Origin of the sequence: Pseudomonas sp. lyk4-R2A-10 (genome assembly GCF_030209075.1) — a bacterium.
GTDB lineage: Bacteria > Pseudomonadota > Gammaproteobacteria > Pseudomonadales > Pseudomonadaceae > Aquipseudomonas > Aquipseudomonas glycinae.
On record NZ_JARVSR010000016.1, the window covers coordinates 53,911 to 74,964 of the forward strand.

The 21,054-nt window shown below is 60.7% G+C and carries 23 protein-coding genes; 13 read left to right on the top strand and 10 right to left on the bottom strand.

Annotated features, from left to right (window positions below; translation table 11 throughout):
* Positions 1-93 precede the first annotated feature (93 nt).
* Positions 94-828, top strand: coding sequence for a substrate-binding periplasmic protein (locus QRN46_RS26270; protein WP_221614495.1), 735 nt, complete (start codon positions 94-96; stop codon positions 826-828).
* Positions 829-936: 108 nt separating this feature from the next.
* Positions 937-1,188, top strand: coding sequence for a hypothetical protein (locus QRN46_RS26275; RefSeq protein WP_011334681.1), 252 nt, complete (start codon positions 937-939; stop codon positions 1,186-1,188).
* 63 nt (positions 1,189-1,251) lie between these two features.
* Here QRN46_RS26275 and QRN46_RS26280 read toward each other — a convergent pair whose 3' ends face one another.
* Together QRN46_RS26280 and QRN46_RS26285 are read right to left on the bottom strand one after the other, a co-directional pair.
* Positions 1,252-2,667 carry an FAD/NAD(P)-binding protein gene (locus QRN46_RS26280; protein WP_285358223.1) on the bottom strand — a complete coding sequence of 472 codons (1,416 nt, stop codon included), beginning with the start codon at positions 2,665-2,667 and terminating at the stop codon, positions 1,252-1,254.
* A gap of 124 nt (positions 2,668-2,791) precedes the next feature.
* Positions 2,792-3,355, bottom strand: a complete 564-nt coding sequence (locus QRN46_RS26285; RefSeq protein WP_221614493.1) for a helix-turn-helix domain-containing protein — start codon at positions 3,353-3,355, stop codon at positions 2,792-2,794.
* 85 nt (positions 3,356-3,440) lie between these two features.
* On the opposite strand from QRN46_RS26285, the gene QRN46_RS26290 reads away from it, so the two are divergent.
* The 7 genes from QRN46_RS26290 to QRN46_RS26320 all read left to right on the top strand — a co-directional run bounded on the left by QRN46_RS26290 (position 3,441) and on the right by QRN46_RS26320 (position 10,525).
* On the top strand, positions 3,441-4,379 hold the full coding sequence (locus QRN46_RS26290; protein ID WP_085602922.1) for a DMT family transporter: 939 nt from the start codon (positions 3,441-3,443) through the stop codon (positions 4,377-4,379).
* Positions 4,380-4,485: 106 nt separating this feature from the next.
* Positions 4,486-7,386, top strand: a complete 2,901-nt coding sequence (locus tag QRN46_RS26295; protein ID WP_221614492.1) for a monovalent cation/H+ antiporter subunit A — start codon at positions 4,486-4,488, stop codon at positions 7,384-7,386.
* Positions 7,386-7,730: a Na+/H+ antiporter subunit C gene (locus QRN46_RS26300; RefSeq protein WP_003192163.1), complete on the top strand. Its 345-nt coding sequence runs from the start codon at positions 7,386-7,388 to the stop codon at positions 7,728-7,730. Before QRN46_RS26295 ends, QRN46_RS26300 begins: the two co-directional genes overlap by 1 nt.
* Positions 7,727-9,406, top strand: a complete 1,680-nt coding sequence (locus QRN46_RS26305) for a monovalent cation/H+ antiporter subunit D (protein WP_201819153.1) — start codon at positions 7,727-7,729, stop codon at positions 9,404-9,406. Before QRN46_RS26300 ends, QRN46_RS26305 begins: the two co-directional genes overlap by 4 nt.
* Positions 9,403-9,891 carry a Na+/H+ antiporter subunit E gene (locus QRN46_RS26310; protein WP_201819151.1) on the top strand — a complete coding sequence of 163 codons (489 nt, stop codon included), beginning with the start codon at positions 9,403-9,405 and terminating at the stop codon, positions 9,889-9,891. The genes QRN46_RS26305 and QRN46_RS26310 overlap by 4 nt, the downstream gene beginning before the upstream one ends.
* Positions 9,888-10,166 (top strand): K+/H+ antiporter subunit F, encoded by a 279-nt coding sequence (locus tag QRN46_RS26315; RefSeq protein WP_011334688.1) that lies wholly within the window; start codon positions 9,888-9,890, stop codon positions 10,164-10,166. The genes QRN46_RS26310 and QRN46_RS26315 overlap by 4 nt, the downstream gene beginning before the upstream one ends.
* Positions 10,163-10,525 carry a Na+/H+ antiporter subunit G gene (locus tag QRN46_RS26320; RefSeq protein ID WP_011334689.1) on the top strand — a complete coding sequence of 121 codons (363 nt, stop codon included), beginning with the start codon at positions 10,163-10,165 and terminating at the stop codon, positions 10,523-10,525. The genes QRN46_RS26315 and QRN46_RS26320 overlap by 4 nt, the downstream gene beginning before the upstream one ends.
* Here the strand turns inward: QRN46_RS26320 and QRN46_RS26325 are convergent.
* Positions 10,522-10,962 carry a DUF3995 domain-containing protein gene (locus QRN46_RS26325; RefSeq protein ID WP_007950535.1) on the bottom strand — a complete coding sequence of 147 codons (441 nt, stop codon included), beginning with the start codon at positions 10,960-10,962 and terminating at the stop codon, positions 10,522-10,524. The genes QRN46_RS26320 and QRN46_RS26325 overlap by 4 nt on opposite strands.
* Positions 10,963-11,055: 93 nt before the next feature.
* On the opposite strand from QRN46_RS26325, the gene QRN46_RS26330 reads away from it, so the two are divergent.
* Positions 11,056-11,442 (top strand): DUF2946 domain-containing protein, encoded by a 387-nt coding sequence (locus QRN46_RS26330; RefSeq protein WP_285358231.1) that lies wholly within the window; start codon positions 11,056-11,058, stop codon positions 11,440-11,442.
* Between the two features lie 93 nt (positions 11,443-11,535).
* A complete protein-coding gene (locus QRN46_RS26335; protein ID WP_285358233.1) occupies positions 11,536-13,668 on the top strand; it encodes a TonB-dependent receptor in 2,133 nt (710 codons plus the stop codon).
* 36 nt (positions 13,669-13,704) lie between these two features.
* Here QRN46_RS26335 and QRN46_RS26340 read toward each other — a convergent pair whose 3' ends face one another.
* From QRN46_RS26340 to QRN46_RS26350, 3 genes are all read right to left on the bottom strand, one after another.
* Entirely contained in the window at positions 13,705-14,718 is a 1,014-nt protein-coding gene (locus tag QRN46_RS26340) for an ABC transporter substrate-binding protein (RefSeq protein WP_285358235.1), read from the bottom strand.
* A 128-nt stretch (positions 14,719-14,846) separates the two neighbouring features.
* Positions 14,847-15,044 carry a hypothetical protein gene (locus QRN46_RS26345; protein WP_011334693.1) on the bottom strand — a complete coding sequence of 66 codons (198 nt, stop codon included), beginning with the start codon at positions 15,042-15,044 and terminating at the stop codon, positions 14,847-14,849.
* On the bottom strand, positions 15,041-15,511 hold the full coding sequence (locus QRN46_RS26350) for a hypothetical protein (protein WP_011334694.1): 471 nt from the start codon (positions 15,509-15,511) through the stop codon (positions 15,041-15,043). Before QRN46_RS26350 ends, QRN46_RS26345 begins: the two co-directional genes overlap by 4 nt.
* Before the next feature lie 407 nt (positions 15,512-15,918).
* Between QRN46_RS26350 and QRN46_RS26355 the strand changes: the two genes are divergently transcribed.
* Positions 15,919-16,182, top strand: a complete 264-nt coding sequence (locus tag QRN46_RS26355; protein WP_011334696.1) for a hypothetical protein — start codon at positions 15,919-15,921, stop codon at positions 16,180-16,182.
* A gap of 39 nt (positions 16,183-16,221) precedes the next feature.
* Positions 16,222-16,458 carry a DUF2789 family protein gene (locus QRN46_RS26360; RefSeq protein ID WP_011334697.1) on the top strand — a complete coding sequence of 79 codons (237 nt, stop codon included), beginning with the start codon at positions 16,222-16,224 and terminating at the stop codon, positions 16,456-16,458.
* A gap of 6 nt (positions 16,459-16,464) precedes the next feature.
* Here QRN46_RS26360 and QRN46_RS26365 read toward each other — a convergent pair whose 3' ends face one another.
* The 4 genes from QRN46_RS26365 to QRN46_RS26380 all read right to left on the bottom strand — a co-directional run bounded on the left by QRN46_RS26365 (position 16,465) and on the right by QRN46_RS26380 (position 20,765).
* Positions 16,465-16,668: a hypothetical protein gene (locus QRN46_RS26365; RefSeq protein ID WP_011334698.1), complete on the bottom strand. Its 204-nt coding sequence runs from the start codon at positions 16,666-16,668 to the stop codon at positions 16,465-16,467.
* Positions 16,669-16,781: 113 nt separating this feature from the next.
* A complete protein-coding gene (locus QRN46_RS26370) occupies positions 16,782-18,386 on the bottom strand; it encodes a methyl-accepting chemotaxis protein (RefSeq protein WP_201819148.1) in 1,605 nt (534 codons plus the stop codon).
* Positions 18,387-18,614: 228 nt separating this feature from the next.
* Positions 18,615-19,019 carry a TraR/DksA family transcriptional regulator gene (locus tag QRN46_RS26375; protein ID WP_011334700.1) on the bottom strand — a complete coding sequence of 135 codons (405 nt, stop codon included), beginning with the start codon at positions 19,017-19,019 and terminating at the stop codon, positions 18,615-18,617.
* Positions 19,020-19,400: 381 nt separating this feature from the next.
* On the bottom strand, positions 19,401-20,765 hold the full coding sequence (locus QRN46_RS26380) for a hypothetical protein (RefSeq protein WP_285358241.1): 1,365 nt from the start codon (positions 20,763-20,765) through the stop codon (positions 19,401-19,403).
* Between the last annotated feature and the right edge of the window lie 289 nt (positions 20,766-21,054).

The following is a 21,054-nucleotide window of genomic DNA, read 5'->3' on the forward strand; positions in this document are numbered from 1 at the left end:
CCTTGTTCTCTGACACAAAAGCCCCGCTGTTTCCCGACGACAGCCGTCATGGCTCGTACTAAGCTGCGCGATTGATTTGTTCAGGGACGATCCATGAAACGATTTGCCGCTTGTCTGCTGTCCATGCTGGCCCTGACGGCCAACGCGGCGGATTTGCAACTGCTCACCGACAACCACCCGCCCCTGCATTTCATGCAAGGCAATCAGCTCGCAGGATTCGGTGTGGACGTGGTGCAGGCCCTGGCGACCCAGACCGGCGACCGTATCCATCTGCAACAAGTCCCGCTGCTGCGCGCCCTGCGCATGGCCAGCGATACCCCCGACACCGGCGTATTCACCGTGCTGCGTACCGACGAACGCGACGATCGCTATCAATGGGTCGGGCCGCTGATCGAAGTCGAAACCGCGCTGTACGCCCGCGACAATCTCCAGCCTCCCGTGCACAGCCTGCGTGAAGCCGATCACCTGGGCCGGATCACCGTGCCGCGCAAATGGCTGGTCTACAGCTACCTGCAAGGGCAAGACCTGAACAATCTCTACGGCGTGGAAACCCCGGAGCAGATGATGCGACTGTTCAGCCTGGGGCGTACCGATTTCGTGGTCTCCGATACCTGGTCCAAAGCCGCCCTCGCCCGCGAACAAGGCATGGAGCCGGGACGCCTGCAGTACCAGATCCCGTTGATGAAACAGAACACCTACATTGCCTTTTCGCCGCAGACCAATCCGAAACAGGTCGCCCGCTGGCAGCAGGCGCTGGATACATTGCGGGCCGACGGCCGTCTGGAGCAGCTGCGCCAGCGCTGGCTGAGCAATAACCTACCGCGCTGATCGCGCATCAACACCTTCGATAACGACTATGCGCAAGGGTGTTTTCACATCAAAACCCTCCAGCACTACAGTGGGCCCCATCTTCTCCCCACTCTCTGGAGCAACATCATGAAAGACCTCATCGCACTCGGCTTCATCGTTTCCCTGATCGGCGCCACCTCCGCCATCGCTGCCCCACACGCCAGCACCCCGGTTGTCGCGGCTGCAACCATCGGCCAGTCCGGCACCCTGAACGTCGACACCGTCAGCGTCGATGCCGAACACCAAGGCAGTCTCAAACTGCAACAGAACGCCGAACAGACCAAACTGTACATCGCGGAAAACCGCCCGGAATTCGGTTCCAAATATCAGCGCTACTGAGTGATCGGTTTGAGCTGCCAGAAACAGGAAACCCCGCCGAAGCGGGGTTTCTTGCATTTTGCGTCAGCGCACCAGTCGCGCGGCCAGTGCCTTGGCCTGCGACGCCACATCGGTGACAGCGGTGCTTTCCCACCACATGCCACGCAACGGCGGGCCCATGGCGAACAGGCAGGGCGAAACCCGGCCTTCGGCATCCAGCACAGCGCCGTCCACCGCGGCTGCGATGCCCAGCGCCAGCGGCCCCGGACGAACCAGACCGCGCGCCAGCAACTGCTGCGGCAAAGGTCGCGCGACCCGGCGCCAGTCGTATTCGATGCCGCTGGAATTGATCAACGCCGCGCCCTGCACCACGCGGGTTTCGGCCTCGCCGCGAGGGCGAATACGGATACTCACCCCGCCATCCGACGCCAATTCAAGACCCTTGTAGGACGCAGCATGAATGCGCAATCGCCCTTCCCGGTGCAGACGCTCGACCAGTTCCGCGCTCAGCGGCGGTGAACGATGGTGATGACTTTCCCACCACGGCCGCACATGCCGCACGAATTGCCGGCGCTGCAGATCGCTGGCCTGACTCCATAACCGACCGATGTGCGCACGCACGGTGTCGAGCGGCGCCTGCCAGTCGATGCCTTGGGCGATGGCGTCGCGGCAATGCCGGCGCAATTCGCGCAGTAACTGGCGCGGCGTGCGGATGCTGTGATCCTCGGCGAGGAAGTCCACCCACGCCGGCGGCTGCCGACGCACATGGGGCAACAGCCCGTGCCGGGAAAACACCTCGATCGGCCCGCGATGCCCGGCCTGCTGCAGCGACACCACGGCATCGACCATGGTCAGGCCGGAACCGATGATCAGCACCGTCGAGTGCGGATCGAGCTGGCGCATGGCCGCGACATCCCACGGATCCAGCGCCGCCGCGTTGAGGCCACTGGATTGTTTTTGCGGGGTGCGCGCCGCAGGGAACATCCCGGTCGCCAGCACTGCGAAAGCGCCTTGAAGTTGCTGGCCGTCACTCAAGGTGAGCTGCACGGAATCGCCGCAGTCCTGCAAATCGACCACTTCGGCGCGCACATGCTCGACCGTCGAACCGTGTTGCGCGCCCACCTGCTGTGCCTCCGCCAGACGCTGTTGCACGTACACACCGAACAAGCCTCGTGGCGGAAACAGTTCGCTGACCGGTACATGTTGCTGGTCCGACTCCGGCCAGCCACCGCCAGCGATGTGATCGGTGAGCCATTGGGTCAAGTCATCGGCATTGTCCGGATCGACGCTCATCCGCGCCGCATTGCCGTTGAGCGTGTGGCCCAGTTCCACCGCGCTGTACGCTTCGCCCCGACCCAGTTCGGCCCGGGACTCGATCACCAGAATCTTTCTGCGCCCCGGCAAACGCAGCAATTGCACCGCCAGCATCGTGCCGCTGAGGCCGCCGCCGACAATCAGGATGTCGGCGTGACGCAGTACGGTCGTATCGGTTTGAGTCATGCCGTTCTCGCAGCTGAGGATATGCCCGGGCCAGTGTCATTCAGACGCCGCGGAGGCGTCTAGATGGACGCCATTTTTTATCATGCCGATGCGACTTGCAGCGTGTTTCATTCCGTTGCGACTGTCAGATCACCACATTACGCACAAAACGCGCCGCCACTTCCCCATCATTGCGATAGGTGTGCGGCTGATTACTGGCGAACATGTAAAACTCCCCGGCGGCAATGTGCTGTGGCTGGTCGCCGAGCATCAACGTCAGGCAGCCTTCAAACACGAAAATCTGCTCGCTCCAGCCGTCGGCGTCCGGTTGCGAGGGATAGACCTCGCCCGGTTGCAGGCACCATTCCCACTGTTCCACCGCACGGGTGGCATTGGCCTTGGACAGTAAAACGGCTTTGCTGCCGGGGATGCTGCCAGCCCAGGCCAGTTCGTTGATACGGCCCGGATCGCGATTGTCCGGGGCCTGGATCAGATCGCTGAAGGCCACTTCGAGGGCTTCGGCGACGCGGTCGAGGGTGGTCAGGCTGACATTCTTCTCGCCGGCCTCGATGGCCACCAGCATTCGCCGGCTGACCCCGGACTTTTCCGCGAGGGCTGTCTGGCTCATGTCGGCGGCGTGGCGCAGGCGCCGAACGTTCTGGCTGACGTGTTGCAGGACCGAAGCCCGCTGAACAGAATCTTTGTGCACTATATTGCTCACTGGCTGGGGTTGGGCAGTATACTGCGCACCATTTGGCGCATTGTGCGTCTCCTTCTTAAAAGTGCGCAAGGTCATGACGTCAGCCAACTCCCCTCAAACTCCCCTGCGGTTTTCCCGGTTCAGCAAAGCCGAGTGCGTGCTGGTGTTGATCACCATGCTGTGGGGCGGCACCTTTTTGCTGGTGCAGCACGCCATGACCGTCAGCGGCCCGATGTTTTTCGTCGGCCTGCGCTTTGCCGCCGCAGCTGGCATTGTTGCGCTGTTCTCCTGGAAACACCTGCGGGAACTGACCCTGTTCGAATTAAAGGCTGGCGCCTTTATCGGCGTGGCGATCCTGCTCGGTTATGGCTTGCAGACCGTTGGGTTGCAGAGTATCCCAAGCAGTCAGTCGGCGTTCATAACCGCGCTGTACGTGCCGTTCGTGCCGCTGTTGCAATGGCTGGTGCTGGGCCGGCGCCCGGGTTTGATGCCGAGCATTGGCATCATGCTGGCGTTTACCGGGCTGATGCTGCTTTCCGGGCCTTCGGGGGCTTCGCTGAATTTCAGCCCCGGTGAAATCGCCACGCTGATCAGCGCCATTGCGATAGCGGCCGAAATCATCCTGATCAGCAACTATGCCGGGCAAGTCGATGTGCGCCGGGTAACCGTGGTGCAGCTGGCGACGACTTCGGTGCTGTCGTTTTTGATGGTAGTGCCGACCGGCGAGGCGATTCCGGACTTCTCGTGGCTGTTGCTGAGTACGGCTCTGGGCCTGGGCGCGATGAGTGCGGCGATTCAGGTGGCGATGAACTGGGCGCAGAAAAGTGTTTCGCCGACCCGAGCGACCTTGATCTACGCCGGTGAACCGGTGTGGGCCGGGATCGTCGGTCGTATTGCGGGTGAGCGCCTTCCGGCCATCGCATTGGTGGGTGCGGGACTGATCGTGGCGGCGGTGATCGTCAGTGAATTGAAGACCAAAGGCAAAGAGACACAAACGGTCACGGAAGAATTGGAGCACGAGACCGAAGGCTAAACGGGGGTTTTACGGCTACTTTGTAGGATTCAGAGACATCCTCGCGTTTGGCGATCCGGGAGCTGGCACGTATGATGCTTCACAAACTTCCGCAGATTAGAAGCCTATGTCCCTGATAGTTCTACTGCTTCTGCCTTTTCTGGGCAGTTGTCTGGCAGCCGTGCTGCCGCACAACGCACGTAACGCCGAATCCCTGCTCGCAGGTCTGGTCGCACTGATCGGCACTGTCTCGGTCGCGCTGCTGTACCCGCAGATCGCCCACGGCGGCGTGATTCGCGAAGAATTCACGTGGCTGCCCAGCCTGGGCCTGAACTTCGTCCTGCGCATGGACGGCTTCGCCTGGCTGTTCTCGATGCTGGTGCTGGGCATCGGCACCCTCGTTTCCTTATATGCCCGTTATTACATGTCGCCGGACGATCCGGTGCCGCGTTTCTTTGCGTTCTTTCTGGCGTTCATGGGCGCCATGCTGGGGCTGGTGATCTCCGGCAACCTGATCCAGATCGTGTTCTTCTGGGAGCTGACCAGCCTCTTCTCGTTCCTGTTGATCGGCTATTGGCACCACCGCCACGACGCGCGCCGCGGCGCCTACATGGCGTTGATGGTCACCGGTGCCGGGGGATTGTGCCTGCTGGCGGGGGTCATGATCCTCGGCCATGTGGTCGGCAGCTATGACCTGGACAAGGTCCTGGCCGCCGGCGATCAGATTCGCGCACATGCCCTCTACCCCATCCTGCTTCCCCTCATTCTTATCGGCGCCCTCAGCAAAAGCGCCCAGTTCCCCTTCCACTTCTGGCTGCCGCACGCCATGGCGGCGCCCACACCGGTTTCGGCGTACCTGCACTCGGCGACCATGGTCAAGGCCGGTGTTTTCCTGCTGGCCCGTCTGTGGCCGTCGCTGTCCGGCAGCGAAGAATGGTTCTACATCGTCAGCGGCGCCGGTGCCGCCACGCTGTTGCTCGGCGCGTACTGCGCGATGTTCCAGAACGATCTCAAGGGACTGCTGGCCTACTCGACCATCAGCCACCTCGGTCTGATCACGCTGCTGCTGGGCCTGAACAGTCCGCTCGCCGCTGTGGCGGCGGTGTTCCACATTCTCAACCACGCGACCTTCAAGGCCTCGCTGTTCATGGCCGCCGGGATCATCGACCACGAAAGCGGTACCCGCGATATCCGCAAGCTCAACGGTCTGTTCAAACTGATTCCCTTCACCGCCACCCTGGCGATGGTCGCCAGTGCCTCCATGGCCGGCGTGCCACTGCTCAACGGTTTCCTGTCCAAGGAAATGTTCTTCGCCGAAACCGTGTTCATCAACGCCACCGCGTGGGTTGAAACCAGCCTGCCGATCGTCGCGACCATTGCCGGTATGTTCAGCGTGGCCTATTCGCTGCGTTTCACCGTTGATGTGTTCTTCGGCCCGACTGCCACCGACCTGCCGCACACCCCGCACGAGCCCCCGCGCTGGATGCGTGCGCCGGTGGAACTGCTGGTGTTCACCTGCCTGCTGGTGGGGATTTTCCCGGCCCAGGTGGTCGGACCGTTGCTGGCCGCTGCCGCGTTGCCGGTGGTGGGTGGCGTGCTGCCGGAATACAGCCTGGCGATCTGGCACGGCCTCAATGCACCGATGATCATGAGCCTGATCGCCATGTCCGGCGGCATCGTGCTGTATCTGCTGCTGCGCAACCAGCTCAAGCGCGGCCGCTTCAAGTATCCGCCGCTGGCGGGCCGCCTCAACGGCAAGCGAATGTTCGAACGCAGTCTGGTGGCGATGATGCGTCTGGCCCGGCGGCTGGAGCGGAGGATCGGCACCAAGCGTCTGCAAACCCAGCTGTTCCTGATGGTGTTGGCGGCAGTGCTGGCCGGCCTGATCCCGATGCTGCACAGCAACCTGAGCTGGGGCGACCGGCCGAAGATCCCGGGCTCGATCGTGTTCGTGACCCTGTGGCTGCTGGCAATCGCCTGCGCCCTCGGCGCCGCGTGGCAGGCCAAGTATCACCGTCTCGCCGCCCTGACCATGGTCAGCGTCTGCGGGCTGATGACCTGCGTGACGTTCGTCTGGTTCTCGGCGCCGGATCTGGCCCTGACGCAGCTGGTGGTCGAAGTGGTGACCACGGTCCTGATCCTGCTCGGCCTGCGCTGGCTGCCACGGCGGATCGAAGAGGTTTCGCCGCTGCCAAGCAGCCTGCGCAAGGCGCGAGTACGCCGTCTGCGCGACCTGCTGCTGTCGATTGCCGTCGGCGGCGGCATGGCGCTGCTGTCCTACGCCATGCTGACCCGGCAGACGCCGAACGACATTTCCTCGTTCTACCTGAGCCGTGCTCTGCCCGAGGGCGGCGGCAGCAACGTGGTCAACGTGATGCTGGTGGATTTCCGTGGTTTCGACACCCTCGGCGAAATCACGGTGCTCGCCGCCGTGGCACTGACCGTATTCGCCCTGCTGCGTCGTTTCCGCCCACCGAAAGAAAGCCTGCAACTGCCGGCCCAGCAACGCCTGCTCGCCCCCGATGTGGTCACCGATCTGGTCAACCCGCGCTCGGCCAGCGACACCGCGCTCGGCTTCATGATGGTGCCGGCGGTGCTGGTGCGCCTGCTGCTGCCGATTGCGCTGGTGGTGTCGTTCTACCTGTTCATGCGCGGGCACAACCAGCCGGGTGGCGGCTTCGTCGCCGGTCTGGTGATGTCGGTGGCGTTCATCCTGCAATACATGGTCGCCGGCACCCAGTGGGTCGAGGCGCAAATGAGCCTGCGGCCGCTGCGCTGGATGGGCACCGGCCTGCTGTTCGCCACCGTCACCGGCCTCGGGGCAATGGCGGTCGGTTATCCGTTCCTGACCACCCACACCTGGCATTTCAGCTTGCCGCTGCTGGGTGACATCCATATCGCCAGCGCGCTGTTCTTCGATATCGGCGTCTACGCCGTGGTGGTCGGCTCGACCTTGCTGATCCTCACCGCCCTCGCCCACCAATCGGTCCGGGGCCACAAAACCGCTGCCGCCAAAGGAGCCGTCTGATGGAAGAAGTCATCGCAATCGCCATCGGCGTGCTCGCCGCCTCCGGGGTCTGGCTGATCCTGCGGCCACGGACGTTCCAGGTGGTGATGGGCCTGTGCCTGCTGTCCTACGGCGTCAACCTGTTCATCTTCAGCATGGGCAGCCTGTTCATCGGCAAGGAGCCGATCATCAAGGATGGCGTGCCGCAGGACCTGCTCAACTACACCGACCCGCTGCCCCAGGCGCTGGTGCTGACGGCCATCGTCATCAGCTTCGCCATGACCGCATTGTTCCTGGTGGTGTTGCTCGCCTCACGAGGCCTGACCGGTACCGACCACGTTGACGGAAGGGAGCCCAAGGAATGACGGCGATGACTCACCTGATCGCCGCACCGATCCTGCTGCCGCTGCTGACCGCCGCCATCATGCTGATGCTCGGCGAGAAGCACCGTCCGCTGAAGGCGAAAATCAACCTGTTCTCCAGCCTCCTCGGCCTCGGCATCTCGGTAATGCTGCTGCAATGGACCCAGACCACCGGCGTTCCCGGTTCGATTGGGGTTTATCTGCCGGGCAACTGGCAGGTGCCATTCGGCATCGTGCTGGTGGTCGATCGTCTGTCGGCATTGATGCTGGTGCTGACCGGGATCATCGGCGTCAGCGCCCTGCTGTTCGCCATGGCCCGCTGGGACGGCGCCGGGTCGAGCTTCCACGCGTTGTTCCAGATTCAGTTGATGGGACTCTATGGCGCGTTCCTGACGGCGGACCTGTTCAACCTGTTCGTGTTCTTCGAGGTGCTGCTCGCTGCGTCCTACGGCCTGCTGCTTCACGGTTCGGGCCGGGCGCGTGTGTCGTCGGGGCTGCATTACATCTCGATCAACCTGCTGGCCTCGTCGCTGTTTTTGATCGGCGCGGCATTGATCTACGGAGTGACCGGCACGCTGAACATGGCGGATCTGGCCCTGAAGATCCCGCTGGTGCCGGAGGCCGACCGTGGCCTGCTGCACGCCGGCGCGGGAATTCTGGCCGTGGCGTTCCTGGCCAAGGCCGGCATGTGGCCGCTGAACTTCTGGCTGGTACCGGCCTACTCGTCGGCCAGTGCGCCGGTAGCGGCGATGTTCGCGATTATGACTAAAGTCGGCGTCTACACCCTGCTGCGCCTGTGGACGCTGCTGTTCTCGGGCCAGGCCGGCGCTTCGGCGTATTTCGGCGGCGACTGGCTGATCTACGGCGGCATGGCCACCATGGCCGGCGCAGGTGTGGCGATCATCGCCGCGCAGCGCCTGGAACGCATGGCCAGCCTGAGCATTCTGGTGTCGGCGGGAATTCTGCTGTCGGCCGTGGGGTTCGCCCAGCCGAACCTGATCGGTGCGGCGCTGTTTTATCTGGTCAGCTCGACCCTGGCGCTGAGTGCGCTGTTCCTGCTGGCCGAGTTGATCGAACGTTCGCGCACCGCCATCGAAGTACCGCTGGAAGACGAGAACGAACTGCTGCCGCGTCCGCAGGAATGGCAACGCCCCGTCAAAGGCATCAACCTCGACGACGAGCAGAAAGCTGTGGTCGGCCAGGTGATCCCATGGACCATGGCGTTCCTTGGTCTGAGCTTCATTGCCTGCGCGCTGCTGATCATCGGCATGCCGCCGCTGTCCGGGTTCATCGGCAAGCTCAGCCTGATCGGCGCCCTGCTCAACCCGCTGGGACTCGGTGCCGGCGAACCGATCTCGAATGCTGCCTGGGCGTTGCTGGCCCTGCTGATCCTTACCGGCCTCGGCTCGTTGATGGCATTCTCGCGCCTGGGGATCCAGCGCTTCTGGTCGCCAGAGGAGCGCCCGTCGCCCGTGCTGCGCAAACTGGAATGCACGCCGATTTTCCTGCTGCTCGGCCTGAGCATCGCCCTGACCTTCAAGGCTGAACCGCTGCTGCGTTACACCCAGGCAGCGGCCGATGCCCTGAACAATCCGCAGCAATACGTAATGGCGGTGCTCGGCACCCGCGCCGTGCCGAGTCCGGAAGCCAAGGCTGCGCTGCTGGAGGTGCAACCATGAAGCGTCTGTTTCCTGCTCCTTGGCTGTCGCTTGCGCTGTGGTTGCTCTGGCTGGTGCTGAACCTGTCGGTCAGCCCGGGCAACCTGCTGCTGGGTGCCGTACTCGGTTTCTGCGCCCCGCTGATGATGCGCAAACTGCGCCCGCAACGGATTCGCATCCGCCGCCCGGGCACGATCCTGCGATTGTTTCTGCTGGTCGGGCGTGACGTGATCGTCTCGAACCTGCAGGTGGCCTGGGGCGTTCTCAACGCCGGTCGCCGGCCGCTTCGTTCACGTTTCATCAAGGTGCCGCTGGACCTGCGCGATGCCAACGGTCTGGCGGCGCTGTCGATGATCTGTACGGTCGTGCCCGGCACGGTGTGGTCGGAGCTGGCGCTGGATCGCAGCATTCTGTTGCTGCACGTCTGGGATCTGGATGACGAGGCGCAGTTCATCCAGCACTTCAAGGTCACTTACGAGCGGCCGTTGATGGAGATTTTCGAATGAGCCCGCTGCTGTCGAACGCGATACTGCTGACGCTGTTCCTGTTTTCCTTGGCCATGGTCCTTACGCTGGTGCGCCTGTTCAAAGGCCCGTCGGCACAGGACCGCGTACTGGCGCTGGATTACCTGTACATCGTCGCCATGCTGATGATGCTGACCCTGGGGATTCGTTATGCCAGTGACACCTACTTCGAAGCGGCGCTGCTGATCGCGCTGTTCGGCTTCGTCGGCTCGTTTGCCCTGGCGAAATTCCTCCTGCGTGGCGAGGTGATCGAGTGAACGCTGAACTGTCTCTCTGGGTGGAAATCCCGGTGGCGATCCTTTTGGTGCTCAGCGGCGTGTTCGCCCTGATCGGTGCCATCGGCCTGCTACGGATGAAAGATTATTTCCAGCGCATGCACCCACCGGCGCTGGCCTCGACCCTCGGTGCGTGGTGCGTGGCGCTGGCCTCGATCATCTGTTTTTCCGCGCTCAAGTCCGGGCCGGTGCTGCACGCATGGCTGATTCCGATTCTGCTGTCGATTACCGTGCCGGTGACTACCTTGCTGCTGGCGCGGGCGGCGCTGTTCCGCAAGCGCATGGCCGGGGATGATGTGCCGGCCGAGGTCAGCAGCCGGCGCACTGAAACCGGCAGTTAAATCCAGGCAACAGCCAACAGCCCGGCTCCCAATATCAGACACAGCGGCGAGTAAACCCAAGTGTCGAGCCGGGCGAACCGCGACCCCTTCACTTCCTTGAAAAAACCCACCAGTTCCGAATCGCCAATCGCCCGCGCAAACATCAGCAGCGCAATCGCGCTGATCACCCATTGCAGCGCCCAGTGATGCACGGCGGGCAGCCACCATCCCACTCGCATGCACACCAGTGCGGCAATCAGTAGCAGGGCTGCCGCCACCACCAGCGTGATCCAGCCTGACGGCTTGAACGCCGGCCTGAGTGTCAGCCCGCCGTTGTCCACCGGGACCTGCGGCACCACCGCCACGGCTGCCCATTGCCCACCCATCGCCCAATACACATGCATCAGGCTGATCACCGCAAATATCGTCACCAGCCATTGAGCCAACACAAAGGTCATGGTCGAGAATCCTTTAAAGGGATTTGAACAAAACATCCTAGTCGGCATTTTTCCATGTGCACGACCGGTCGGCGGTGCGGTAAAGTGCGCCCCATGAAATTCACCCGTACCGATCGTTCACTGCTGGCCTGGATGCTCTATTGCTGCGTCCTGTTCAACGTGTTCGCCTGCAGCATCGGTCACGGACAAATGGTCGGCATGCAGCTCAACGGTATCGGCGGCCAGTTCTGCGCCGTTGACCCGAGCACCCTGGCACCGCTCGCCTCGAATCCCGCCGAAGAAAAGCTGCCGACCCTGGCAAAAGCCTTCGGCTGCCCGCTGTGCTCCACCGGCGGCATGGGCCCGGCGTTCAACTCCAGCCTGACCCTGGCGATCCTGCCGGAACAACACAGCCCGCCGCTGCCGGTCATCGTCAGCGCCGACCTTCCTGCCCGCTTCATCTGGCCTTCGGCCAATCCTCGCGCCCCGCCGCGCGCCTGAGTGTCCTTGCCTTTTTGAATTGTCAGCCCACTGCGCCAACGCGCGGCGTTCGCCTGTGCGCTGACGCCTAGACAAGCATTCAGGATTCAAACGATGAAACAACTTACCTTGCTGGCGAGCCTGTGCGGCTGCCTGTCCGTCAACGTCTGGGCGCAATCCACCGTGGATCTGGCGCCGATTACCATTGACGGCGAATCCGGCGCCGAACCGGGCCTGAGCCTCGACCAGTCCAGTGGCATGGCCTCGCGCCTGGGCCTCAGCGTGCGCGACACCCCGGCTTCGGTGGCCATTGCCAACCGCAACGACATTGAACGTCACGGCTCGCAAAACTTTCAGGACGCGGCCAACACCTTGCCGGGGGTGAACGCCAGTGCGCCGCCCGGCTTTGGCGGGTTCGTCTCCTATCGCGGCTTCACCAGCAGCCAGATCACCCAGATGTTCAACGGGGTCAACGTTTCCGGCGGACTCGCACGCCCCGTGGATTCGTGGATTTATGACCGGGTGGAGCTGGTGGGCGGCCCGTCGTCACTGATCAACGGCGCCGGCTCGGTCGGTGGCTCGCTGAACTACGTTACCAAACTGGCCACCCACGACGAGCAAGCCATCGATGGCCGAGTCAGTTATGGCACCTACGACACCACCGAAACCGCATTCGGCCTCAATCACGCGCTGACCGAACCCGGCGTCGACGCGCAACATTACGCGCGCCTCGACGTCAGCCACAACACCAGCAACGGCTACATCGACCGGCAGGAACGCGATGCCTGGAGCGTGGCGTTCTCGCTGCTCAGCGATCTGACGCCGAACCTGTCGCACACCCTGGCCCTGGAATATCAGGACGAACACGAAGACAGCCCGTACTGGGGCACGCCGGTGCTCAACCCCAAGGCCGGCGAGTTGAAGATCGACAAGCACAACCGCTTCAACAACTACAACGTCGAGGACGGCCGCTACGAGCAGCGGACGATCTGGGTGCGCTCTATCATCGATTACCGGATCAACGAGAGCACCACCCTGCGCAACACCCTCTATCACCTCGACAGCCAGCGTGATTACCGCAACCTGGAAACCTATCAATACAACGCCGACAACAGCGCGGTGAACCGCTCCACCGCGTATCAGGTGCGGCACCAGGGCGAGCAGAACGGCAACCAGTTCGAACTGCGCCACGACAACACCCTGTTCGGCCTCGACACCACCTGGTCCGGCGGATTCGAGTACAAGGTCAACCAGACCACCAACTCGCCGCTGAACGTCAAAGGCGCCAGCGCGGTGAACCCGAACAACTACCGACCGGGGCATTTCTATGACATCCCCGGAACGATGCCGGGTTTTGTCAGCGACAAGACCAACGAAGTCACCACCAAAGCGCTGTTTGCCGAGAATCGCCTGGCACTGACCGACAAGCTTTCGCTGCTCACTGGTCTGCGCTATGACGACATCGACCTCGACGTGACCAACCATCGCACGGTAACGGCAAGCAACCCGCACCATCTGAAGCGCAGCTGGGATCCGGTCACCGGGCGCATCGGCCTGACCTATCAGTTCATTCCGTCAGCCAATGTATACGTGCAATACAGCACTGCCGCCGAGCAACCCAGTGGCACCCAGGACTTTGATGTCTCGACCGGCAAGCAATGGGAAATCGGCAGCAAGTTCGACTACCTGAACGGACGCGGTTCGGCAACGGTGGCCGCCTACACCATCGAGCGCAAGGACTTCGCGGTGACGGATCCACTGGACCCGACCAGCAGCATTCCGGTCGGCCAGCAGACGTCGAAGGGTATCGAGATTGCCAGCTCGTTGCGGATCACCGACAAGTTGCTGGCCGAAGGCAACTTCGCCTGGGTCGATGCGCAATACGATGAGTTCAACGAAAAGAACCCCGCCGGCGTGGTGGTTTCGCGCAAGGGCAACACACCGACCAACGTGCCGGACCGGGTCGGCAATCTGTGGCTGACCTACGATTTCTCGCCAAAATGGCAAGGCGGGGTCGATGCGCGGTACGTGGCGTCGGTGTTCGCCGATAATGCCAACACCATGACCGTGCCGTCGTACACGCTGTTTGGCAGCTTTCTCAGCTACAAGGTGGATTCGCACACCACTGTGACCGGACGGGTGCGCAACCTGACGAATGAGGTGTACGCCGAGTTCGCCCATGTATCGCCGGCGTATTACCTCGGCACACCGCGTACATTCGAGCTGGCTGTACAGACGCGGTTCTGATTCATCCTGGCGAGGGCCTCGCCCCTCGCCACTTCACTACAGACCTGCCTGAACCTTCTGCGCCACATCCTTCGGCAGCCACACCTGCCACACATCCGGATGCGCCTTCATGAACGCCACCGCCGCGTCCCGAGGCGCCGTGTGTTTCTCGCTCATTTCGGCCAGCGCCTTGTTCAGGTCATCAATCGGAAAATCGACCTTGCTGAAGAACTCGGCAATCTCCGGATGCTGTTTCTGGAACGGCGTAGACACACCGATCGACAGCTTCGAGGCCAGTGACCGGGTCGGTTTTGGATTGGGATTATCGGCGTCGGTCAGGGTCTTCCAGGCCTCGGCATCGAACGGCGGCTCTTCCAGTTGAATCAGCTTGAACTTGCCGAGCAATGGCGTCGGCGACCAGTAATAGAACAGCACCGGTTTACCGCGGCGGATCGATGAGCTGATTTCGGCATCGAGTGCCGCACCGGAGCCGCTGCGGAAATTGACGAAATCGTCCTGCAAGCCGTAAGCCGTCAGTTTCTGTTTGTTCACCACCTCCGACGTCCAGCCGATCGGGCTGTTGAGAAACCGTCCCTTGCTCGGGGTTTCCGGGTCCTTGAACACGTCCTTGTACTTCTTCAGATCGCTGACACTGCGCAGGTCCGGTGCCAATGGCTTGATGCCTTTGGCCGGATCGCCCTTGATCACGTATTCCGGTACCCACCAGCCTTCGGTGGCACCTTTGACCGTATCGCCCAGGCTCGCGACCTTGCCTTCGGCTTCGGCCTTGACCCAAACCGGACTGCGCCCGGCCCATTCTTCGCCGATGACCTGAATGTCATTGTTGGCCAATGCGGTCTCCAGCGTGATGGTGGTGCCCGGCAAAGTATCGGTCGGAAGCCCATAGCCCTTCTCGACAATGATCCGCAGGACATCGGTAATCAGGCTGCCGCTTTCCCAGTTCAGATCGGCGAAGTGGATCGGCGTCTGCGCCGCGCTCACCGCAGGCATCACCGTCATCAAACCGAATGTGGTCAACCCGGCGGCAAGCAACCGTCGAAATCCGTTCATGCTTTTGCACCTCGTGCTGTTCACAGCAATAGCAGGATGGCCTGACAGAAGACCGCAAGCCTCTGAATACTCAGTCAACTGACTGTAGACGAGGTTCCTGCTTTTTCAGGGGCATGACACGGACAAGGCTACTTTTCAGACATTTCCTGCAGGCTCTTCAGCTCGCGTCTGACCATGCTGGCGTATTCCGCAGGCTGCAAGGCGTAGATTTGCGAAGCGACCCAACCCAGCCACGCGCCCTTCAGTTCGGCCTTTGCAACGAACAACCGACGTGCTTCTTCGCGGGCACTGTCGAGGTTCTGCAAATGGAAATCGGCGCGACTCACTCGCTGGCCTTGAAGGTCACCAGCTCGCCCTTGCGCCACTTGGCGGCTTTGGCGGTGACGGCTTTCAGGGTCTTGGTCAGGCCTTCCTGCAACTGCTCGTTGGCTGCGAACACGGTGACCGCGCTGTGGCCTTCCTTGAACACGATGGCATGGCCGTCGCCCGTGCTGACAAACGCGTAGTCGCCCAGACCGTACACAGTCATTTTGATTTCGCGAAAGCGGATGTCCATCTTGCCGCCTTCTCGGCTGGGCAGCACCGACGCGCTGAAATGATCGCCGACCTTGAGCTTGAGGCCAGGTTTGTCATCGACCACCAAGGCGCTTTCGGTGTCGATCTCGGCAACGTAAATGCCTTCGGCGTTCTGCTCGGTGATGTAAACAAAACGCGATTGAAACTGCTTGACCAGCTTTGCCCGCAAATCACCCAGCACGAACAAAGCATGCATATCGAGGTTACTGACTGCCAAAGAAACATCCCCACACTTGAAAAGAGTGCCGTACGCGAAAAGCGCCCACGGCAGAAAAAGTCGGCCCGGCCGAAGTGTTGCGCGATGACTCGAATATACGCCTGAGCGAGCGAAGTGCTTATTCAACGCGAGTTGCACAAGACTACTGGAATGCCACTCGCGAAACCTGCAAAGACGTTCTCCAAATGTTGAAGGAAAATGCGTCACGCCCGCCCAGAGAAAGCTGATTACGAACTTTAGGGAAAAAACTCACCAAGAAAATCACTTTTCCGACATATCGCACGCAAAAAATTGCTTTAGATAGCGCCATGCCGTCGACAGGTGTTGGCGATTCTAGAGCAGCGATGCTGTTCTCGACTACCCGCAGTGGCCAGTAAATGCGGGTCAATCCATGAAAAGGACTTCATATGTGCACTTTGACGCATTTTGCCGTGGCCCACGAGCCCGCCTTTGTCTTGAACAATTCTGGTTTCGAGAATGTTCCTACAATGCAGCCTTGCACTCAGGAGCCGTTATTTCAGGTGATCCCTGCAGGCAATGCCTTTTTCCATATTAGAGAAAAGTCGACGGGCCTTGTCAGAGGATTCCGAGAGGATCACAACGCCGCCTGCGCCCTCGCCCGCTCACTGGAATCGCGAATCGAACTCCTGGCCAGCGCGCACCTCAGATAAAGAGAGTCATCGACCCCGCCATCCTTCAAGGAGCACACCATGGAACTGCCTGCCTACAACCTGACAACTCTGTTCGATCAATTAGGGCTGCCTTCGGAGGAAACAGCGATTGACGACTTCATCGAAGCCCATCCACTGGATGCCAACACTAAATTGATTGATGCCGAATTCTGGAGCCCGCAACAGGCGCAGTTGCTCAAGGAGTGGCTGCGTGCCGATGGCGAGGAAGCCGTGATGGTCGATGAGCTGAACGTGCGCCTGCACCGGGGCAAATGATTTCGATCAGTGCAGGCAGTCACTGGGTTCAGCGCTCAACTGCTCAAGCCACGCGGCCCTGCACTCTTCCGCTTCATTACGACTCGCGAAAGCGGTGCCACGGCGTTCGCCATTGAGCAGCACCACCCAGCAGACACTTTGCCCCATCGCGCGCAGCCCGGCGGGTACGCCGCTGCCGATCATCACCGCGACATCGACTCTGCATTGCATGCTGACCTCCCAACTTCATTAGCAACCTAACTATGTAGGCATGTTAATGATCTGGATCAGGATGAAACAGCTGCGCGTCTGTACAGCTTAATTGCAGTTCCGGCAACAATGCCTCAGCGCGGATTCTCCGGTTTGTAGCCCAGACGCAACCCGCCCCAGTGGCGGCCCTTGACCATGATCGGCACCGACAGATCGTGCATCAGCTCGCCGGTATCGCGGGTGTAGGTCTGCAACAGCACGGGTTGCTGATGGCTGCCGCAGCGGATACCGGTGCGGTCGGCGAATTTGCGTTTGGTGCGATTGTTGACGGTATCGACCTGCACATCCCCGGTCAGCGGCTGGCTGAATGCCTGATTGTGGGTCGGCACGTAACCCTGCTGCGTGCAGGCAATGGCGAACACCAGGCCTTCGTGGCGCGGCAACAACGGTTCCTGAATCGCCGGGAGTACCTGATCGGTGTAGCGGTCGAAACGGGTCTGGAACTTGGCAGGTTGTGTATCGGGAATCGGCTGATACTGGCGGTCAAACAGATCTTCAAGGCTGATGCGCCCTTGCTCGACATCGGCCTCGAACCGCGCGGCAATCTGGCTGGCGCCTTCGCGGGCAAGGTCGTAGATGCGTTGGTGATAGTCATCCAGCCCGACTTCGGCCAGGCGTTCGCTGATGGTTTCCGCCTGCCCTTCCATCTGTACGGCCGCGTCGGCCAGACGACGAGTCTGCTGGTCGCTGATAGCCAAATCGCTGCGCATCTGCTCGATGGCAGCGAACAGACTGTCGAGCTGTTCGCGATTGGTTTCCGCGCCTCGGGCGATTTCGCCCACCTGGCTTTCGACCCCGGCCGCCAGTCGCGCGATGTTTTCCAGGTGCTGACCGGTGTGCTCAACCTGCTCGACACCCGTGTGTAAATCGTCGGAGAGCTGGCGGATCTGCTCCACCACCTGCGCCGTGCGTTGCTGAATGTCGGCGACCATTTCCCCCACTTCACCGGTGGCCGTCGCGGTACGAGCCGCCAGGCCGCGCACTTCGTCCGCCACCACTGCAAATCCACGACCGTGCTCGCCGGCCCGGGCCGCTTCAATCGCGGCGTTCAATGCCAGGAGGTTGGTCTGGCTGGCGATGGACTGAATCACCAGCGTCACGCGCTGAATATCATCGCTGCGCTGGCTCAAGGCTTCGATCAGTTCGCGGCTCGCATTGGCGCGCTGGCTGAGCTGGTGCATGCGCGAGATCGAATCCACCAGTTCGGTGCGCCCTGCTGCGCTGCTGTGATGGGCTTCGCTGGCGGCGCCCAATGCCTCGCGGCTGAGCTGCGAAGTGGCCTGTTCAGTGGCGATCATGACTTCAGCGTTGTTGACGATCTGCGCGGCGGCGTCGAGTTGCGATTGCAACTTGCCGGCCAGCTCCTTGACGGAAAACGCCACGCCAGCGGCTGACAGCGCGTTATGGCTGGTGGTGTAGGAAAGGTCGCGAGTCAGCTCGGACATCGCGCTGCTGCTGTCGACCGGTTGAGCATCGGGGACCGCCCGAGAACGCAGGCGCGGCAGCCAGACGATCAGCACCGCCAGCGGCATGCTGACGTACAAGGGCCATTCGCCCAGGCTCATCCCGGCCAGCAACAGCATCAGGGCGATGCTTTGCAGGGTCGGCGTCAGCCAGCGATTCTTCGGCAAAACAACTGGTGCAGGCAGAGCCGCAACCAGAGATCCATCTCTCGTCATTTCGTTACCCCACGCTTGTTCTCATTGTTGTGACTGCATTAAACGCCACTACAACGCCATTATCCATGGTCCGTTAGTCGTGGGTCTGTGGCAGGTCAATGGAATGGCAGGGAGACTTTCCGGCAGACGAGAAAAAGCAAAGATCGCAGCCTTTTGCAGTTCCCGATGGAGCTGCAAAAGGCTGCGATCTTTTCGCGACGACCCATATTGAAGGGGTCGCCTCAGGAATCAGGCCTGACGCTGGTGCTTGTCGATCTGCTCGTGCCGCTCTTGAGCTTCGATGCAGTACTTGGTGGTCGGGCTGATCAGCAGGCGTTTCAGGCCAATAGGCTCGCCGCTGTCGTCGCACCAGCCGAAGCTGTCTTCCTTGATACGCTCAAGGGCCTGCTCGAGTTGCGGCAGCATGCGCTGGTCGCGATCGATCGCGTTTACCAGCCAGGTGCGCTCTTCTTCCACCGATGCGGCGTCCGCCGGGTCAGCCGGGGTGTCCAGGCTTTCGATGGCAATACGGTTCTGCTCAATGCGCTCATGGGTTTCGACTTTCATGTTCTGCAACAGCTCTTGAAAGAAAGCTTGTTGCTCGGCATTCATGTAGTCATCTGCCGGCATGGCCAGCAACTTGTCCTTTGTCATTGATATCTCTATAAAAAACGTGCATTAAGGCGAATTAGGGAGCGTTCCGGCGAACCGTCTGCGTTCATCGGAAAGGCATCGTTTATTGCAAACGCCACCCGGCACTCAATTTACGAAGGGGCGGCAGTCTAAGGCTCGTTTGAGGCCTCAGCAACTGTAAATACCGGGAATTTGTCCGACAAGGCCCGGAAACTGCTCTGACACAGGCTTCACAGCGCTCATCGGAGTGCGTTTATAGCAAGAAATTCAGTCGAGCGGCTGTATATAGAAGACAAACGTCGGACGAGCGGCGCTTTGTCGCATTTTCTGACGGCAGAATCCCCAAATTTGTAAGCGCCAACCAATGCCTCGCAAGGGCTGGCGTTGTGCATGAGCAGAAACTCAAGGTTGGCGAATCTGTGGCTGCGGTAGACTTTCCTCCAATAAATCGCGAACGGACTTGGGAAGGAGTTTCGGGTCTACATTTTCCTTGATCAACACCACGACTCTGTCGTTCGATGGTTCCAGTTCTCCGAGGTTCTGTGCAGTTACTGGAGGTGGAAGCAACGACTCAATGCTGTAGTTGATACCCCGGTACCCGATAGCAACCGGCCGAGCAAATGCCTGACGCAAGGTCACACCCAACGCGGAGGACCTGACTACCGACCCCGTAACGCCCGGCAAATCAGGAGCAACTTTGTTCACCCGGTCACGCAGTTGAGAATTGACCTGCTCCAACTCAGCCTCCAACTCGTCGATTCTGGCTTGACTGGTTGTCGACACTGCCGCGGTTGCGGTTTTTACCTCAGGCTGGGGCTTATCAGGCTTTTGAGGATCAGCCGGTTTGGTTTCCTTGTCTTCTTTTGTTTGAACCTTGCCTTCAGCACCAGCACCAGCACCAGCACCAGCACCAGCATTTGGCTCCTTGCGGAGTTTGAGCAACTGCGCTTCGATGCTTTTCTTCTTGTCACTCAGATCAACCATCGCCATGGTCAATGCCGAGAACGTGGCACTCATGCCCTCCTCAGAAGAAACACTCACATCAATGGCTCGGGCCAGGTATACGTCCGTGATCAAAACCAATACCGACTGCGCCCCCTCAGAACCTCTTCCGCTCGTACTTAATGCCTGCGCGGCCTCCTTTAACATTTGACGATCCTTTATGGTGTAACGCGTCGGCGCCACCTCGTTGAACCGGCGTCGTGCCTCCAGATAGCTCACACCATAGGTCTCCGCCGCCGGAACCGAGTAGGAAACGCTGTATTGTGATCGACGTCCCAACCCGATAAGCGCACCGATAGCATTGCTGGTGACATTGACGCCAACATCACTTTCAGCCAGTGAAGCAAAGGTAAATCCTGGGAAAGCTACCAAGCTATTTATCACCCGGTCACGAACCTTCAATGGTAAAACCTTTCTGGTCTGAACAGTACCAATGCCCGTGCCATCATCATAGGTATCCGAAGACTCGAAGGTCACTGTTGGTGCAGACCGGTACAACTCCTCACTCAGATCGATGTGATCGACGCGGATCGATCCCAACACATAATCGGCAGTCTTGCTTTTCTGGCCTTTCCCAACAGAACGCGCAACAAAAACATCACCGACCTCAAACTGTGCCCGAGGTGGGTATATCGCCTGAATGCCTAATTGCTCTGTATTGGTTGCCCAGTTTTCGGCGACCACGCCGGGAGTCGGTCTCGAGCCACATCCTGTTAATGCGCCCGCCCCTACCAGACACCAAATTAAATAACTGTGCTTGTACATGCTTTAACCCTCCCTTGAGTTTCCATAGCACGCCTTTGCGCATCGATCGCGCGCAGGTCGGCGCCTCAACGATCGAGGGGGTCATGGACTACAAGGGAGTAATACAAACGAGTACTGATTCAGAGGGCCTGAACTCGCTTAACTTTTCCATCCCTGGTCGGTGCTGGCACTTTGACTATAGATCCGGCACAAACCTCCGCAAGGGCCGTCCCGGCCTTTATTTTCGGGTGTTTCATCGGTGATACGCTCAGCAACGACCGTCGACCCGTTGTCACGAAGTAGTCAGCCC